The 17,066-nt window shown below is 75.7% G+C and carries 13 protein-coding genes and 1 rRNA gene; 2 read left to right on the plus strand and 12 right to left on the minus strand.

Going from position 1 to position 17,066, the window contains the following annotated elements:
• The 4 genes from ACVCAH_RS31785 to recN all read right to left on the minus strand — a co-directional run bounded on the left by ACVCAH_RS31785 (position 1) and on the right by recN (position 4,993).
• Positions 1–867, minus strand: a complete 867-nt coding sequence (locus ACVCAH_RS31785) for a hypothetical protein (protein WP_447139932.1) — start codon at positions 865–867, stop codon at positions 1–3.
• Positions 868–967: 100 nt separating this feature from the next.
• Positions 968–1,909 carry a copper transporter gene (locus tag ACVCAH_RS31790; protein WP_447139933.1) on the minus strand — a complete coding sequence of 314 codons (942 nt, stop codon included), beginning with the start codon at positions 1,907–1,909 and terminating at the stop codon, positions 968–970.
• 28 nt (positions 1,910–1,937) lie between these two features.
• Complete coding sequence (gene steA, locus ACVCAH_RS31795) at positions 1,938–3,116, minus strand: putative cytokinetic ring protein SteA (RefSeq protein ID WP_447139934.1); 1,179 nt, start codon at positions 3,114–3,116, stop codon at positions 1,938–1,940.
• Between the two features lie 119 nt (positions 3,117–3,235).
• Entirely contained in the window at positions 3,236–4,993 is a 1,758-nt protein-coding gene (gene recN / locus ACVCAH_RS31800; protein ID WP_447139935.1) for a DNA repair protein RecN, read from the minus strand.
• A 95-nt stretch (positions 4,994–5,088) separates the two neighbouring features.
• Here recN and ACVCAH_RS31805 point away from each other — a divergent pair, with 95 nt between their 5' ends.
• A complete protein-coding gene (locus ACVCAH_RS31805; protein WP_447139936.1) occupies positions 5,089–6,069 on the plus strand; it encodes a helix-turn-helix domain-containing protein in 981 nt (326 codons plus the stop codon).
• A 99-nt stretch (positions 6,070–6,168) separates the two neighbouring features.
• Here ACVCAH_RS31805 and ACVCAH_RS31810 read toward each other — a convergent pair whose 3' ends face one another.
• From ACVCAH_RS31810 to ACVCAH_RS31830, 5 genes are all read right to left on the minus strand, one after another.
• Positions 6,169–9,897 (minus strand): S8 family serine peptidase, encoded by a 3,729-nt coding sequence (locus ACVCAH_RS31810; protein ID WP_447139937.1) that lies wholly within the window; start codon positions 9,895–9,897, stop codon positions 6,169–6,171.
• 211 nt (positions 9,898–10,108) lie between these two features.
• Complete coding sequence (locus tag ACVCAH_RS31815; RefSeq protein WP_447139938.1) at positions 10,109–10,993, minus strand: NAD kinase; 885 nt, start codon at positions 10,991–10,993, stop codon at positions 10,109–10,111.
• Positions 10,994–11,057: 64 nt separating this feature from the next.
• Entirely contained in the window at positions 11,058–11,915 is an 858-nt protein-coding gene (locus ACVCAH_RS31820) for a TlyA family RNA methyltransferase (RefSeq protein ID WP_447139939.1), read from the minus strand.
• A 20-nt stretch (positions 11,916–11,935) separates the two neighbouring features.
• Positions 11,936–12,220: a hypothetical protein gene (locus ACVCAH_RS31825; protein WP_447139947.1), complete on the minus strand. Its 285-nt coding sequence runs from the start codon at positions 12,218–12,220 to the stop codon at positions 11,936–11,938.
• 40 nt (positions 12,221–12,260) lie between these two features.
• Positions 12,261–12,854: a phasin family protein gene (locus ACVCAH_RS31830; RefSeq protein ID WP_447139940.1), complete on the minus strand. Its 594-nt coding sequence runs from the start codon at positions 12,852–12,854 to the stop codon at positions 12,261–12,263.
• A gap of 112 nt (positions 12,855–12,966) precedes the next feature.
• On the opposite strand from ACVCAH_RS31830, the gene ACVCAH_RS31835 reads away from it, so the two are divergent.
• The gene (locus tag ACVCAH_RS31835; RefSeq protein WP_447139941.1) at positions 12,967–13,305 is read left to right on the plus strand and encodes an SCP2 sterol-binding domain-containing protein; all 339 of its coding nucleotides are present in this window, start codon (positions 12,967–12,969) and stop codon (positions 13,303–13,305) included.
• A gap of 52 nt (positions 13,306–13,357) precedes the next feature.
• Here ACVCAH_RS31835 and ACVCAH_RS31840 read toward each other — a convergent pair whose 3' ends face one another.
• The 3 genes from ACVCAH_RS31840 to rrf all read right to left on the minus strand — a co-directional run bounded on the left by ACVCAH_RS31840 (position 13,358) and on the right by rrf (position 17,043).
• Positions 13,358–14,371: an HAD-IIA family hydrolase gene (locus ACVCAH_RS31840; RefSeq protein ID WP_447139942.1), complete on the minus strand. Its 1,014-nt coding sequence runs from the start codon at positions 14,369–14,371 to the stop codon at positions 13,358–13,360.
• Positions 14,368–15,477 (minus strand): Replicase polyprotein 1ab, encoded by a 1,110-nt coding sequence (locus tag ACVCAH_RS31845; RefSeq protein ID WP_447139948.1) that lies wholly within the window; start codon positions 15,475–15,477, stop codon positions 14,368–14,370. Before ACVCAH_RS31845 ends, ACVCAH_RS31840 begins: the two co-directional genes overlap by 4 nt.
• 1,449 nt (positions 15,478–16,926) lie before the next feature.
• Positions 16,927–17,043, minus strand: a 5S ribosomal RNA gene (rrf, locus tag ACVCAH_RS31850).
• Positions 17,044–17,066 lie beyond the last annotated feature (23 nt).

The raw sequence follows: 17,066 nt of genomic DNA on the forward strand, positions 1-17,066 counted from the left end.
TCAGTCGGCGCGACGGCCCAGTGCGTCGAGTTCACGCAGCCCGGGGGTGCGCTGGATGACCTGGGTGAAGCTGACCTTCTCGCTGGCGGCGGTGAGACCGGCGAGCACGGCGAGCACGCCGGCGCGGCCGACCGGGCCGGTCCGGGCGGCCAGCGCGACGCCGAGCAGCGCGCCGAGCCCGTTCGCGCCACTGTCGCCGAGCATCACCCGTTCGCCGAGGTCGTCGGGGAGCAGCCCGGCGGCCGCGCCGACCGCGCCGGCGGCGATCCCGCCGTGCGGGCCGCGCGCCAGCGGTGCGCCGAGCAGCAGGCCGGACTTCAGCGCCCGCCCGGGGCGCAGGTCGAGCAGGTTGAGCAGGTTGGCGGTGCCGGCCACCACGCCCGCGCCGAGCAGCACGTCCACGCCGCGGCCCAGCGCGCGGTGGCGCTGCCGGCGGGGATGGGCGGCGACCCGGGGGTCGGTGGCGAGCAGGGCGGCGGCGCCGAGGCCGGCCGCGCCCACTCCGACGATCTTGATCAGCCCGGCGGTGACCCGCCCCTCGCGCAGCGCGGCGAGATGCCCGGCGAAACCCTTGGCGGTCTTCTGCTCCGGCCGCGCGCCGACCACGTCGTCGTAGAGCCCGACCGCCCCGGCACCCACCCCCGCGACCAGTGCCGCGGCGCCGGAGGAGGCGCTGGTGGCGCCGAACGCGCCCGCCCCGGCCGCGCCGAGGGCCAGCGCCGGGCCGGCGGCCAGGCTGACCGTGCGGCCGCGGAAGTTCGTCCGGTCCAGCGCCGGCCCGACCGGCGCGGTACGCACCTCGCGCAGCGCGTACCGGGCGGCGGCCGCACCGGCCCCGGCGATCAGCAGTCGACCCAGCAGGCTCACGCCGCTCCCCCGCTCCACTCGGCGGCGGGCGTCGCGCCGCCGCGCTCCCGCCCGAGCCGGAGCGCGGCCGGCAGGCCGGACACCCGGGCACGTCCTTCGTTCACTGGGGCAGTCTAGGCAGCAGCGAGGCGGCATTGTCGCCGACGCCGTACTGCCCGGCCTTCTTCTCGTTGAGCTGCTGCACCAGCGCCAGGCTGGTGACCAGTTGGCCCTGGATCGTGTTGGCGTTGTCGATGGTGGAGATGGTCTGGGTCAGCACCGGGTCGCCGCGGACGATGGCCACCAGGTTGCCGCCGGCCGAGCCGTTGCCGCCGACCACGATCGCGCCGGTGCGGTCGAACTGCTCGGCGACCTTGACCACCGACTCGTCCTTCTTGGCGGAGTCCTTGTCGACGTACGGCTGCCCGCTGACCACCACCACGGCCTCCGCCGCCCCGGTCACCCGTTCCTCCGTGGTGAGGTAGCCGGCGTTGCTGTACGCGGCGAGCACCGCCCGCCGGTCGGCCTCGCTGACCGGGGTCGCGCCGGGCGACCGGTCGAGCAGCACGCTGGCCAGCAGCGCGCTGGAGGTCTCCACGCCGTGCCCGTTGCCGGGCAGGCCGGAGGTCGGCGCGCTGGTGGGGCGGGCCGCGGTGACGGCCAGTTCCAGCAGGTTGTTGTTGTTGTCCGGGTTGATGAACTTGTCCTGCAGGTCGACCCGGCCGGTGATGTCCGCCCCGGTGAGCTGGAGCATCTTCAGCACGCCCTCGGTGTGGTCGCGCCCGGTGGGCAGGCTGAGCACCAGCACCCGCTTGCCGGTGAGCCGGCCCGGCAGGACGACCTGGGCGATCTCGGCCGCGAAGTCCTCCTCCATCTCCAGCTCCCGCTCCAGGTTGTTGTACGCCTGGCGCATCTGCTGGTTGTCCTTGCGCAGCGCGTTGACGTTCTCCTTGAGCGAGTCGGCGACCGGGCCGTTGAGGGCGGCCGTGCCGACGACCAGGCCGATCGCCAACGCCAGGAACACCGCGGTCAGGGACACCACGTGGTAGCGGAAATTGATCACGCTTGCAGCCTCTTGATCGGTCGGGGAGCTAGAAGAGCTGGCCGAGCTGGAACACGAAATTGTCCCACCACTCGGAGACCACACCCAAATACGCCTTGCCGACGGTGGAGACCGCCACGGCGGAGGCCATCGCGGCGACCGCCGAGAGGACCAGCAGCAGCAGCGAGGAGCCGGAGATGCTCTGCCGGTAGAGCCGGCTGACACCTTTGGCGTCGACCAGCTTGCCACCGACCTTGAGCCGGGTGAGGAACGTCGAGGCCATCCCACCGCGACCCTTGTCGAGGAACTCCACCAGGGTGGCGTGGGTGCCGACCGCGACCAGCAGGGAGGCGCCCTTCTCGTCGGCGAGCAGCATGGCGAGGTCCTCGCTGGTCGCGGCGGCCGGGAAGGTCACCGCCGGTACGCCCAGCCCGGTGACCCGGGCCAGCCCGGGCGCCCGACCGTCCGGGTAGGCGTGCACGATCACCTCGGCGCCGCAGCGCAGCACGTCGTCGGTGACCGAGTCCATGTCACCGATGATCATGTCGGGGGTGTAGCCGGCCTCGACGAGGGCGTCCGCCCCACCGTCGACGCCGATGAGGACCGGCTTGAACTCCCGGATGTAGGGGCGCAGCACGTCCAGGTCGGCCTTGTAGTCGTAGCCGCGGACCACGATCAGGCAGTGCCGGCCCTGGATCTGGGTCTGGATCTCCGGTACGCCGACACCGTCGAGGAGCAGGTCGCGCTCCTGCCTGAGGTAGTCCATGGTGTTGGCGGCGAACGCCTCCAACTGCACCGAGAGGCCCTCCCGGGCGTCGGCCATCGCCTTGGCGACCGTCTCGGCGTCCTGCAGGCTGCCGTGCGCCACCGGTTCGTCGCCGACGAACACCGTGTTGCCCTCGATCCGGACGGTGTCGCCCTCGCGGATCTGCTCGAAGATGCTCTCGCCCAGGTCGTCGAGGAGCGGGATGCCCGCGCCGATCAGCACCTCCGGGCCGAGGTTGGGATAGCGGCCGGAGACGGACGGCTTGGCGTTGAGCACCGCGGCGACGCCGACCGCGACCAGCGAGTCGGCGGCGACCCGGTCCAGGTCGACGTGGTCGATGACCGCGATGTCGCCGGGGCGCAGCCGCCCGACCAGCCGCTTCGTGCGGCGATCGAGGCGGGCGGTGCCGACGATCCGGCCCGGTTCCGGGTGCCGGGTCCGGCGCAACGTGGGTAGACGCATCGTGACCATCCTGGCATGTGAGGCAGGGTTTGCTGTCGCGACATGCCTGAGCAGGGCCGCCTACCCAGGGAAGCACACCGGGGCGCAACCCGGTGTGCCTGTGGTCACAATCGGCGGTGTCACGGCCGCCTTTCCCGGGCCGCCACCGCGAGCAACTCCTCGGCGTGGGCGATACCCAGATCCGAATCCGGCAAACCGGCCAGCATCCGGGCCAGCTCACGGGCGCGTTCGGTGTCCTCCACCACCCGCACGCCACTGGTGGTGACCGCGCCCCCGGTGTCCTTCGCCACCACCAGGTGCCGGTCGGCGAACGCGGCCACCTGCGGCAGATGGGTGACCACCAGCACCTGGTGGCTACGGGCCAACCGGGCCAACCGCCGGCCGATCTCCACCGCGGCCTGGCCGCCGACCCCGGCGTCGACCTCGTCGAAGACCAGCGTGGGCGGGCCGCCGGAGCCGGCGAAGACCACCTCGATGGCGAGCATCACCCGGGACAGCTCACCGCCGGAGGCGCCGCGCTGCAGCGGCAGCGCCGGCGCGCCCGGGTGGGCCAGCAGGCGCAGCTCGACCTCGTCGCCGCCGTCCGGGCCGAGGCCGACCTCGACCCCGTTGACCGGCAACGTCGGCTCGGCCCGCCCGGCCGGCCGGGGCAGCACCGCCACGTCGATCCGGGCGTGCGGCATGGCCAGCCCGGCCAGCTCGACGGTGACCTGCTCGGCGAACCGGGTGGCCGCCTCCCGGCGCGAGGTCGACACCCGGGCGGCCAGGTCGGCCACCTCGCCGGCCAGCCGCTGCGCCTCGCGGTCCAGCTCGTCGAGGAGCTCGTCGGAGGTGTCCAGATCGGACAGCCGGGTACGGGCCCGCTCGGCCCAGGCGATCACCCCGTCCACGTCGTCGGCGTACTTGCGGGTCAGCGCCCGCAGCGCCGCCCGGCGCTCGTAGACGGCCTGCAACCGGGCCGGGTCGGCATCCAGCGTGGCGAGGTAGGCGGAGAGCTCGGCGGAGACGTCGGCGACCAGGGTGGCCGCCTCCTCCAGCCGCGCCGCCAGCTCGCCCAGCGCCGGGTCGGTGCCGGCCTGCGCCTCGAGAGTGCGCCGCGCGGTGCCGAGCAGCGCGGTGGCGTCCGGCGTGTCGTCGGCGGCCTCCACGCCACCGGCGACGCACTGCTGGGCCAGCTGCGCCGCGGTGCGCAGCCCCTCGGCGTGCTCCAGCCGCTGCGCCTCGGCCTTCAGCTCGTCGTCCTCGCCGGGCTGCGGGTCGACTCGGGTGATCTCGTCGAGCCCGAGCCGGAGCAGGTCGGCCTCCTGGTTGCGCTCGCGGGCGTTGCGCCGCCGGTCGGCCAGGTCGTCGACCACCCGCCGCCAGCCGGTGTACGCCTCACGCAGCGCCTCGAGCAGCTTCTCGTGCTCCGGGCCGGCGAACCGGTCGAGCGCGGCCCGCTGCTCGGCCGGGCGCAGCAGCCGCAGCTGGTCGGACTGGCCGTGCACGGCCACCACCTGCTCGCCGACCTCGCCGAGCATGGACACCGGCATGCTGCGGCCGCCCAGGTGGGCCCGGGACCGCCCCTCCACCGTCACCGTGCGGCTGAGCAGCAGCGAGCCGTCCTCGTCCGGCTCGCCGCCGGCGTCGGTGATCCGGGCGTGCACCGTCGCGGCGACCCGGCCGGTCAGCCGCAGCCGCCCCTCCACTGCGGCGCGGCCGGGCTCGGCCCGCACCCGCCCGGCGTCGGCCCGGCCGCCGAAGAGCAGGCCGAGGCCGGTCACCACCATGGTCTTGCCCGCACCGGTCTCGCCGGTGATGACGTTCATCCCGCCGGTCAACGGCAGCGTGGTGTCCTCGATGACGCCCAGTCCGGTGATGCGCAGCTCTTCCAGCACAGCATCCGACAGTAGACGCGGCCCCCGCCAGTTGACCAGCCGGCGACGCCGGGGTGGGTCGTGCTGTGCCCGGCGGGGTCGTACAGTTCAGCCCCGTGTTGGACGTGATCGGCCTGACCCCGGGCGAGGAGGAGCTGTACCGCTGCCTCGTCCAGCTCACTGTGGCGCGGGTCGACGAGCTGGCCCGGCGGCTGCGCCGCCCGCGCGCCGAGGTCGTCGCCCAGCTCGAGACCCTGCGCGTCAAGGGGCTGGTCCTGCCGACCGGTCCCGACCCGGACGGGCCGCTGCGGCCGCTGGCACCCGACGTCGCGCTCGGCGAGGCGCTGCTGCGCCGCCAGGAGGCGCTGGAGGCCGCCCGGGTGGCGGTCACCCGGCTGACCGAGGAGTACCGGGCCGGCCTGCGCCGGCACGACGCCGACCACCTGGTCGAGGTGATCACCGGCCCCGGGGCGCTCCGGGAACGGCTGCGCGACGCGCAGAACTCGGCGCGCACCGAGGTGCTCTGGTTCTGCCGGGCCAACCCGCTGACGATGCCCGGCTCGGAGAACGTCGAGGAGTTCGACGCGCTGGCTCGCGGGGTGCGCTACCGGGCCATCTACGAGCGGGAGATGCTCCTCGAACCGGGCGCGTTGGCGGACGTGGAGCAGGGCGTACGCGCCGGCGAGCAGGCCCGGGTGCTGGACCGGCTGCCGGTCCGGCTGGCCATCGTGGACGCCCGGACGGCGATCTGCCCGCTGGTGCCGGACCGGGACATCGGCGAGCCGAGCGCCGCGGTCATCGGCCGCAGCCAACTGCTCGACGCGCTGCTCGCCCTCTTCGAGAGTTACTGGCGGATGGCGACCCCGCTGCGGTCGGCCGCCGCGCCGGCTGGCGTGGCCGACGGCTATCTGCCGGACGCCGACGAGGTCCGGCTGCTCTCGCTCTTCGTGGCCGGGGTGCCGGACAAGTCCATCGCCTCCCAGCTCGGGGTGAGCCGGCGTACCGTGCAACGCCGGCTCGCCGACCTGATGACGGCCGCCGGGGTGGACACCCGACCAGGGCTGGCCTACCAGGCCGCCCGGCGCGGCTGGCTCTGAGGGTAGCCGCCACCGGGCCCGCTGTCGCCGCCACCGGAGTCCTCCGGCGTCGCCGGCACGGGGCGGGACGGCCGAGTCGGCCGTCCCGCCCCGCCCGCCTCAGCGCAGGCCGTACGCGTCGATCACGGTCTGGTCGACGACGTTGCCGGCGCGGTCGGTGGCGTGCACCCGCAGCGACACCGGACCCCGGCCGGCCGGCACCAGCGCGGTGTACCGGGTGCCGGACCCCTCCACCGGCGCGGACCGCCAGGTCGCGCCGGAGTCGAACGACACCTCCACCCGCAGGCTGGTGCCGGTCGGAGCCGGTACGCCGGCCGGCTGGCGCAGCGTCAGGCCGAGCCGGTGTCCCCGGTTGCCGGACACCTCGCCCCGCAGGTCGGCCGGCACCCGGTAGTCCACCTGGAGCAGCGGCAGCGGCTGCGCGCCGTCACCGGCCGGACGGGCCGAGCTGAACTGCCATGCCGTCTCGGTCCGGGTGGCCCACCGCCACTCGTCCGACGACCGCTGCGTGGTCAGGTCCAGCCGGTAGCGCGCCGCGCCGGGGGTGGTGGGCACGGGCGCCCAGCCGCCGGAGAGGTCGGCGATCTGCTGGCCGTCGCGGCTGAGCCGGGCCTCGACCGTGTCCGGCTCTTCGCTGCCGCCGGCCGCGCTGTGGTGGCCGTCGGCGTCGACGAACTCGGCCACCCGCAGGTCCAGCGTGTCACCGGTGCGGCTCGGCACGGGTGCCCCGCCGGCGGCCGGCACGGCCGGCCGGACCACCGGAGCGTGCCAGGTCTCGGTCTCCCGGTCGTCGGCCGCGTACCGTCGGGACTGCTGGATGAGCCCGCCGAGCAGTCGCCCCCAGGACCAGGTGAGTCGGTGCAGCACCCGCTGCTGCCACCACGAGTCCCCGGCGCTGACGAACTCCTGCCGGGTGGTGCCGGTACGCACCAACCGCTGGTCGTCGTTCCAGGAGTACTCCTGCCAGGGACGCCAGCCGAACCGCTGCTCGGTGGCCCACTCGAAACCGCCGGTGTCGCCGTAGCGCGCGGTCACCTCGGCGGTGTTGTCGGCGGTCACCGTGTGCACGATCCGCTCCGGCACCCGCCCCTTGGACACCTGGAACACGTCGTACAGGTAGGGGCTGTCCACGGTCAGCGTCAGGTCCAGCGTCGCGCGCCCGGTCTTCGCCGCGGCGATCATGCGCTGGCCGTCGTCGTGCGCCACGACCATGGCCGGGATGGGCAGCCGGTCGCCGGCCGGGTTCCAGACCGTCCACGCGCTCCAGTCGGCCGGACGGACGATGAGCGCCACCGCCACGCCGGCCGCGGCGGCCGCGGCGACCTGCTCCTCCTCCGAGCGCTCCGGGTCGGTGACGAGCAGCGCCGCGGCGCCCCGGGCCCGGGCCAGTTCGGCGGCGGTCCCGGTGCCGGCCCAGACCAGCGGCAGCTTGCGCCGGCCGGTTGGCGCCGGGGACTGGTGCAGCAGGTTGATGTCCAGCGGGCCGGCGACCTTGCTGACCGTGGCGTCCACCATCGGCTTGACCAACTGCCAGCGGGAGGAGAACTCGAACTCGCCCCGGGTGACCGGGCGGGTCGGGGTGACGTTCACCTGCTGGATGGTGCTGAACGTCATCACGCCGTGGTCGACCTGCCGGCCGTTGCCGAAGATCCGGTGCTCGTAGAAGCTGATCGACGACCGCTGCTCCGCCGGCTTCGGCGTCTCGATCCGGACCGGGGTCCCCTTGCGCGGGTCGAGCACCACGGTGAGGTCCCGATCCACCATCAGCTCGGGGTCGGTGACCAGGGTGATCTGCTCGTCCAGCGGGGCGCCGTGCTCGATCAGCCCCTGGAGCAGGTACGGGCCCTCCTCGACCTGCACCTGCCAGTCGCCTCCGCCCAGCCAGCCGAGCGCGTCGGACTCCGGGTGCTCGCCGAAGAGGGTGACGACGGGCGCCAGGCCGGGCTGCCCGGCCAGGTCCAGCGCGCGCAGGGTGACGGTGTGCAGCGGGCCGCTGAGGGTGAGCCCGACCGCGGTGCGCACGGCGACGCCGTCCGCGCCGGTGGCCACCAGCCAGCCGCCGTGCGGGCCCCGGTCCAGCTTCGCCGGGTCGGCGCGCAGCGGCACGGCGACGCTGCCGCCGGCCGGCACGGTCACCTCGGTGGAGCCGACGGACACGCCGTCGGTCTCGGCCGCGCCGCTGTCCAGGTTGCGCAGCTCCAGGGCCAGCCGCAGGGTCTGCGCGGCCGCGGTGCCGTTGGTGTACGTGACGGTCCGCTCCGCCGCGGCACCGGCGGTCAGCCGGCCGAAGTCGGCGGTGGCCGAGCCGTACACCCGCTGGCCCAGCGCCCGGGTCACGTCGACCCGGCCGCCGCCCTGCTCGAAGACGGTCAGCTTCGGGTTGCCCTTCGCGGTGCTGACCAGCGCGTCCTTGAGCTGCCCGGCGGTCCAGTCCGGGTGCTCCTGGGCGAGGATGGCGGCCGCGCCGGCCACGTGCGGGGTGGCCATCGAGGTGCCGGACACGGTCGTGTACGCCTCCCCCACCGGTGTGCCCATGGTGGTGCCGGCGGCGCGGGCGGCGACGATGCCGACGCCCGGCGCGGTGATCTCCGGCTTCAGGCCGTTGTCGCCGAGCCGGGGGCCACGGCTGGAGAAGTCGGCCAGTTCGTCGGCGCGGTCCACCGCGCCGACGGTGAGCGCCGCGGTCGCCGCGCCCGGGTTGCCGACGGTGCGGGCCGCCCCCTCGTTGCCGGCGGCGACCACGAAGAGCGCGCCGGTCTCCGCGGTCAGGTCGTTGAGGGCCTGGCTCATCGGGTCGGTGCCGTCGGTCGGGCCGCCGCCGAGGCTCATGTTGACCACCTTGGCGCCGGAGTGGGCGGCCCACTCCATGCCCGCGATGATCGCCGATTCGTAGCCGCTGCCGCCGTCGTCGAGCACCTTGCCCACCAGCAGCTTCGCGCCGGGCGCGACGCCCTTGCGCAGCCCGTCGGAGGCGGCGCCGCCGCCGGCGATGGTGGCCGCCACGTGGGTGCCGTGGCCGTGTCCGTCGCGGGCGCTCCCGCTGCCGGAGAAGTCCTGGCTGCCGGCGATCCGGCCGGCCAGGTCGGGGTGGGTGTCGTCGGCGCCGGTGTCGAGCACCGCCACCTGCACGCCGGCGCCGTCCCGGCCGGCCGCCCAGGCCGTCGGTGCGCCGATCTGCGGCACGCTGTGCTCCAGGTCCGCGTGGACCCGGCCGTCCAGCCAGATCTGGGCGATGCCGGCGCCGAGCCGGGCCGGGCCCGCGGTGGCGGTACGACCGGCCGGGGTGTCCCGCAGCGCGGTCCACAGACCGCCGAGGTCGCCCTTGCCGACGCGCAGCGCCGCGCCGTTGATGCTCTCCAACGGGCGGGCCTCGGTGGCCCCGGCGAGCGGACGCACCCGCCCGGCGGCCGGCTCCTGGTAACGCACGATCAGCGGCAGCGCGCCCTGGTCGGCGTCGCCGTACCCGTCGGCGGCCAGTTCCTGCACGTCGAACAGGTCCGGGTCGAGCACCCCGGCGGAGAGGTACGGCACGACGTCGCTGGGCAGCACCCGCAGCCCGCCGTCGACCGCGATGCTCTGGAAGATGATCCGCTCCCGGCCGGGGCCGGGGCGAACGGTGGCGGCGACCCGGCCGGGTGCCGCCTGCGTCAGGTCGACCTGGTCACCGGTGATCAGCGTGATGCGGACCGGCGCGGAGCCCGGGGCGGGGGTGGTACCCGGGGTGGGACCGGCGGGTCGGGCGGGCGGGGCGGCGGACGCCGGGGCGGCGAGTCCGACCACCAGCGCGCCGACCGCGCCGGCGGCGAGCCAGCGTGGGGGCCAGTGCATACGATGCGCTCCTCTACTCCAGGGCCGGCGCCCGAGGGGGCCGACCGATCGGAGTCTGCGACGGAGATCGTCGTGTGGTCACTAGCCGCGGTGCGCCGCACCGGCGACATGTCGCCAGGTGGACACGCGCGAGGAGGCGGTTGTCGACCCGGTGTTCACCCGGGAGCGCCCGCCGGCCACAACCGGGCCGCGGGGAACGGATGGTCGCGGGTCAGCGGCGGGAGCCCCGCCAGCCGTGCACGGGCAGCCCGAACTTGGCCACCAGCCGGTCGGTGAAGGGGCGGGCCCGCAGCCGGACGATGCGCACCGGCAACGCCCCGCGCCGCACCGTCACCCGCGCCCCGGGCGGCAGGTCGTAGACCCGCCGGCCGTCGCAGCTGAGCACCGCGAGGGTGGTGAACGGGTCGACGGTGATCGCGAAGGTGGAGGTGGGCGCCGTGACCAGCGGGCGGCTGAACAGCGCGTGCGCGCTGATCGGCACCAGCAGCAGCGCCTCCACCTCCGGCCACACCACCGGTCCGCCGCCGGAGAACGCATACGCGGTGGAGCCGGTGGGGGTGGCACAGACCACCCCGTCGCAGCCGTAGCGGGACAGCGGCCGGCCGTCCACGTCGACGAGGAGTTCGAGCATCTGGGCCCGCTCTCCCTTCTCGACGCTGATCTCGTTGAGCGCCCAGGACTCGATCGTCGGGCCACCGTCGAACTCGGCGGTGACGTCCAGGGTGAGCCGCTCGTCCACGGTGTAGTTGCGCGCGACCACGTCGCGTACCGCGCTGTCCAGGTCGTCGATCTCGGCCTCGGCGAGGAAGCCGACCTTGCCGAGGTTGATGCCGAGCAGCGGCACCTTCGCCGGGCGGGCCAGTTCGGCCGCGCGCAGGAAGGTGCCGTCCCCGCCGAGGGCGAAGACGATCTCGGCGCCCTCGGCGGCCTTCGGGCCGGTCACCGGGATCACCCCGGGCAGGTCGAGGTCGTCGGCCTCCTCGGCCACCACCCGCACCTCGAAGCCGGCCGCGATCAGGTCGGCCGCCACCGCGCGGGCGTGCTCGGTGCTGCGCCGGCGGCCGGTGTGCGTCACCAGCAGGGCGGTCCGGCTCACCGGACCGTCCGTTCCGCCCGCACCGCGGACCGGCCCCGCGCGTCCACGCCGCTCGCGACCGCGTTCACCCGGCCACCTCCTCCGTCGCCGCGTCCGGCACGTCGCCGGACGCCGCCGGGCCGCCCGGCCCGGCCGTCACCACGGCCCGCACCCGCTCCGGGTCGGCCGGCGGTGCGTCCCGGCGTAACCATACGAAGAACTCGACGTTGCCGCTCGGCCCCGGCAGCGGGCTGGCGGCGACGTCGGCGAGACCCAGGCCCAGCTGCGCCGCGGCGGCCGCCACTTCCAGCACCGCCTCGGCGCGCAGCGCCGGGTCGCGGACCACCCCACCCGGGCCGACCCGCTCCTTGCCCACCTCGAACTGCGGCTTCACCATCAGCGCCAGGTCGCCGTCGGGGCGGGTGCAGCCGGCCAGCGCCGGCAGCACCAGCCGCAGCGAGATGAACGACAGGTCGGCCACGGTCAGCTCGACCGGCCCGCCGACGGCCTCCGGGGTGAGCGTACGGACGTTGGTGCGTTCGAAGACCCGCACCCGGGCGTCGTTGCGCAGCGGCCAGGCGAGCTGGCCGTATCCGACGTCGACGGCGACCACCTCGGCCGCGCCGGCGCGCAGCAGCACGTCGGTGAAGCCGCCGGTGGACGCGCCGGCGTCGAGGCAGCGCCGGCCGGCGACCCGCAGCCCGGGGCCGAACGCGGCCAGCGCGCCGGCCAGCTTGTGGCCGCCTCGGGAGACGTACTCCGAGGTGGGATCCTCCCCGGTGACCAGCAGCGGGTCGGCCGGGTCGACCATCGCGGCCGCCTTGCGGGCCGGCACCCCGCGCAGCTGCACCCGGCCGGCCTCGACCAGCGCGGCGGCCTGCTCCCGGGATCGGGCCAGGCCGCGGCGGACGAGCTCGGCGTCCAGCCGGTTACGACGTGCCATGGGTGGTTCTCCGGTCTTCCTCAGGCCTGGTCGATGGTGGCGAGGGTCTCCCGCAGCGTCTCGTAGGCCGCCTCGTACTGCGCGATCTGGTCCGCCGGGGGCAGCCCCGCCGCGTTGATCATCGCCTGTACGGCGGCGTCCACGGCGGGATGGCGTACCTCGTCGAGGTCGTCGGTCACCGGCGGGCGCGGCGGCGGTCCGGGGCGCGGGCCGGGCGGCGGCCCGGGTCGGACGCCCGGCGGGGGGCCGGGCCGGACGCCCGGCGGGGGGCCGGGCCGGACGCCGGGCGGGGGGCCGGGGCGCACCGGGCCGGTCACCGGGGACCCCGGCGGGTCGGCGCGGGCCTCACTCGGCGCCGCCCGGCTGCTGCTTGCGCGGCGGCGCCTTCTTCACCGGCCCGGCCGGCTCTGCCTGGCCGGCCTCGTCCTGGATCGGGGTGACGGTGGCCGGCGGCTTCTTGACCACGGCCTTCTTGGCGACGGCCTTCTTGACCACCGCCTTTTTCGCCACCGCCTTCTTGGCCACCGCCTTGGTCGGCGCGGCCGGTTCCGCGGCACCCGGTTGCGCGGCGCCGGGAGTCGCCGCGGCCGGTCCGGCCGGGGCGGGCGGCTGCGGCGCGGGGCCGGCCGGGGCGGCGCCCTTGGCCTCGCGGAGCTGGCGCTCCAGCTCGTGCACCCGGCGGGTCAGCTCGGCGACCTCGTCGGCGGTGGCCAGACCCACCGCGCCGAGGGTGCGGTCGACCTCGAACCGGACCAGCTTGGTCAGCGCCTCCCGGTTGGCGGCGCCGGTGGAGAGGAGTTCCTCGGCGAGTCCCTGGAGCTGGGCGGCGGTCGCCCCGCCGGAGCCGACGAGCCGGCGGACGGCGTCCTGGGCCTTCTTCCGGGGCGCCTCCGTCAGGCCCATGGCCAGCTCGAGGTAGGCGCGCCACGCGTCCTGCATGCCTGAGTCCTTCCGCGGGGTGGAGGTGTGCAGGTGTCACGCTACCGGGCCCGGCGGAGCACCCTGTGCGGTACGGTGCCGGGGACGGCGTGGCGAGCGGTGAGGGGGCGACGTGGCCAGCGTGGACGAGTGCCGACAGGCGTTGCAGGACCTGGCCGACCGGCTGGACCGCAACGCGGAGACGGTGCGGGAACGGGTCGACCTGGACCGCACGCTGGCCTGTCGGATCACCGACCTGGACACGGCGTTCCACGGCCGCATCACCGACGGTCGCCTGGTCGGGCTGACCGACGGCGACGACCCGAAAGCCAAGATCGCCTTGAGCACCAGCAGCGACGACCTGGTCGCCCTGGTCCGCGGCGAGCTGGACGTGACCCGGGCGGTGGCGTCCCGCCGGGTGTCGATCAAGGCGAGCCCGTTCGACCTGATGAAGCTGCGCAAGCTGCTCTGACCGCCGGCGCTCCGGCCACCCTGCGCGCCCTCCGGGTACGCCCGGCGGGCCCTCAGCCGGCCAGGCCGAGCGCGGTCAGCGCCCGGCTCGCCTCCGCCGAAGCGGCCCGCACCGGCGCCGGCCGCGGCGCGGACCAGGCGGCCGCGCAGAGCGCCGCCAGCGCGTCCAGCGGACGGCCCGCGCCGGACAGCTCCAGCGCCCCATCGCGGTCCGCCACCGACCAGCCGGCGGCGTCCGCCGGACCGGGCACCCGCACCACGGCCGCCGGGTCGAAGAGCCCGGTCAAATCCATCGAGACGTACGTGGGGCGGCGCCGCGCCGGGGCTGCAAGCAGCTCGGGCACGTCGCTGACCCCGGTGAGCACCAGCAGGCTGTCCAGGCCGGCCCGCTGGGCACCCTCGATGTCGGTGTCCAGCCGGTCGCCCACCACCAGCGTCCGCCCCTCGCCGGCGCGGCGGGCGGCGGTGGCGAACAGCGCCGGTTCCGGCTTGCCGACCACCACGTCCGGGTCCCGGTCGAGCGCGGTGCGCAGCGCGGCGACCAGAGCCCCGTTGCCCGGCAGCGGACCCCGCCCGCTGGGCAGGGTCCGGTCGGTGTTGGTGGCGATCCAGGTCGCCCCGCCGCGTACGGCAACCGCCGCCTCGGCCAGGTCCGCCCAGCCGACCTGCGGCCCGTACCCCTGCACGATCGCGACCGGGTTCTCCTCCGCCGTGGCGACCGGAGTCAGGCCGACCGCGCGCAGTTCCGCCCGCAGCGCCTCGGCGCCGACGACCAGCACCGCGGCGCCGGCCGGGAACCGGTCGCGCAGCAGCTCGGCGGCGGCCGCTGAGGAGGTCAGCACCTCCTCGGGCCGGGCCGGCACGCCCATGCCGGTGAGCAGGTCGGCGACCTCGCTGGAGCGGCGCGAGGCGTTGTTGGTGGCGTACGCCACCAGCCGCCCCTCGCCGTGCAGCCGGGTCACCGCGTCGACCGCGCCGGGGATCGGCCGGTCGATCAGGTAGATCACCCCGTCCAGGTCGAAGACGACGAGGGCGTACCCGTCGACCAGCCGCTCCCCTGCGGTCACCGGCGGTCCGACTCCGCCTCGCCCGTCCCGGTCCCGCCGGTGGCCGGGTCCACGCTCAGTCCGGCGCCCTCGTCGGCCGCCCGGAACAGCGCGGTGGCGTCCCCGGCCCGGAACTCCGCGTCGCCGGCGGTGGCCACCGACTGCGCCTCGGCCTCGGTCAGCTCGTCCTCGGCCAGGTCGTCCGTCGGCACCTCGGCGGCCAGCGGTTCGTCCCGCCACACCTCGGCGTCGACGTCCGACCGCTCGGCGGTGTCGCCGTCGGGCCGCTCGCTGCCGCGCTCGTCCGGGCGAGTGTCGATATCGGTGGCGGTGTCGCGCCGCTCGGCGGCGTCGGCGAGGTCGGTGGCGTCGCCGGTGAGGTCCGCGTCCGGCGTGGCTGGAACCGCGCCCGGGGCGCCCGGGCCGGCGGCGATCTCCTCCGCCGACTCCTCGTCCTCCTCGTCGCCCTCGATCACCACGCCGTCGAGTTCGAGCAGCCGCTCCGCGGCGTCGGTCTCGCCCTCGGTGTCCACGTCGGCGGCCCGGGAGAACCACTCACGGGCCTCCTCGCGCCGCCCGACCGCCAGCAGCGCGTCGGCGTACGCGTACCGCAGCCGGGCCGTCCACGGCTCGGTCTCGTCGGCGGTCAGCTCGCGGACCTGGAGCATCGCCACCGCGGCGTCCTGCTGCCCCAGGTCGCCCCGGGCGCCGGCCGCCACGATCAGCAGCTCGATGGCGGTGCCCTGGTCCAGCTTCTCCCGGTCCGCGCCGCGGAACAGGTCGATCGCCCGCTCCGGCCGGCCCAGCGCCCGCTCGCAGTCCGCGAGCACGGCCAGATGGCTCTGCAGCCCGGACATCCGGTGGTACGTGCGCAGCTCGGCGATCGCCGTCTGCCACTCGCCCGCGTGGTACGCGGCCAGACCGACGGCTTCCCGGACCGCGGCGATGCGGGACGCGAGCCGCCGGGCGGCCAGCGCGTGCGCGAGCGCCTCGGCCGGGTCCTCGTCGATCAGCTGACCGGTGGCGACCAGGTGCCGGGCGACGGTCTCCGCGACCGGCTTCGCCAGCGAGAGCAGCTCGGCACGGACGTCCTTGTCGAGGTCGGCCGCGACGATCTCGTCGGGCAGCGCGGGGGCGCGCTCGCCCGCCCCGACCTCGGGACGCTCCCGCTGCTCGTCACGACGGTCCCCGCCCCGGTATCCGCCCTCGCGGTCACCACGGAACCCGCCCTCACGGCGCTCGCCGCCCCGGAAGCCACCTTCACGACGCTCGCCGCCACGGAAACCACCCTCACGGCGCTCCCCGCCGCGGAAACCCTCGCGCGGGGCGCCACCCTCACGGCGCTCGCCACCACGGAAACCTTCGCGCGGCGCACCGCCCTCGCGACGGTCACCGCCCCGGAAGCCACCCTCGCGACGCTCCCCGCTCCGGAAGCCCTCACGCGGCGCACCGCCCTCGCGACGCTCGCCACCACGGAAGCCACCCTCGCGGCGCTCGCCGCCCCGGAAACCTTCGCGCGGCGCACCACCCTCACGGCGCTCGCCACCACGGAAGCCCTCACGCGGCGCACCGCCCTCGCGGCGCTCGCCGCCCCGGAAGCCACCCTCACGGCGCTCCCCGCTCCGGAAGCCCTCACGCGGCGCACCGCCCTCACGACGCTCGCCGCCCCGGAAGCCACCCTCGCGGCGCTCGCCACCGCGGAAACCCTCACGCTCGCCACCACGGAAGCCGCCTTCACGGCGGTCACCGCCGCGGAAGCCCTCACGCGGCGCGCCACCCTCGCGGCGGTCGCCACCACGGAAGCCGCCTTCACGACGCTCGCCGCCGCGGAAGCCCTCACGGTCCCCACCTTCACGGCGCTCGCCACCGCGGAACGGGGCGCCACCCTCACGGCGGTCGCCACCACGGAAGCCACCCTCACGGTCGCCACCACGGAAGCCGCCTTCACGGCGGTCGCCACCACGGAAGCCGCCTTCACGGCGGTCGCCACCACGGAAGCCACCCTCACGGTCGCCACCACGGAACCCGCCCTCACGGCGGTCACCGCCGCGGAAACCCTCACGCGGCGCGCCACCCTCGCGGCGGTCGCCACCACGGAAGCCCTCACGGTCCCCGCCACGGAAGCCACCCTCACGGCGCTCGCCGCCGCGGAAGCCCTCACGCGGCGCCCCACCCTCGCGGCGGTCACCGCCGCGGAAACCCTCACGGTCGCCACCACGGAACCCGCCCTCACGGCGGTCACCGCCGCGGAAACCCTCACGCGGCGCGCCACCCTCGCGGCGGTCACCGCCGCGGAAGCCACCGTCGCGGTCGCCGGCGTCCCGCCGGTAGCCGCCCGGACGGAAGTCACCGTCACGCCGGCCGCGGAAGCCACCCTCACGACGGTCGCCGCCGCCCTGGCCGCCCCGGTCGTCACGGGCGCGGTCGTCGCGCCCACCCGGGCGGTCGTCGTAGCGACGCGGACGATCTCCGCCCTGCGGTCCTGAACTCACAGGTACATCCTTCCTCATTGCGCCACCTGAGGCGCTACGCAGTCGAGGGCCGACCCGGATGGGGCGGCCCTCGACTGGAAGATTGTCCGGCGGTGTCCTACTCTCCCACACCCTCCCGAGTGCAGTACCATCGGCGCTGGAGGGCTTAGCTTCCGGGTTCGGAATGTTACCGGGCGTTTCCCCTCCGCCATGACCGCCGTAACTCTATCGACTTATCAAACACC

Source organism: Micromonospora sp. LZ34 (genome assembly GCF_052981855.1).

Excerpts from the sequence above, each read along its gene's own strand:
- steA (WP_447139934.1), bottom strand. The coding sequence starts at position 3,116 with ATGCGTCTACCCACGTTGCGCCGGACCCGGCACCCGGAACCGGGCCGG.
- ACVCAH_RS31810 (WP_447139937.1), bottom strand. The coding sequence starts at position 9,897 with ATGCACTGGCCCCCACGCTGGCTCGCCGCCGGCGCGGTCGGCGCGCTG.
- ACVCAH_RS31830 (WP_447139940.1), bottom strand. The coding sequence starts at position 12,854 with ATGCAGGACGCGTGGCGCGCCTACCTCGAGCTGGCCATGGGCCTGACG.
- ACVCAH_RS31820 (WP_447139939.1), bottom strand. The coding sequence starts at position 11,915 with ATGGCACGTCGTAACCGGCTGGACGCCGAGCTCGTCCGCCGCGGCCTG.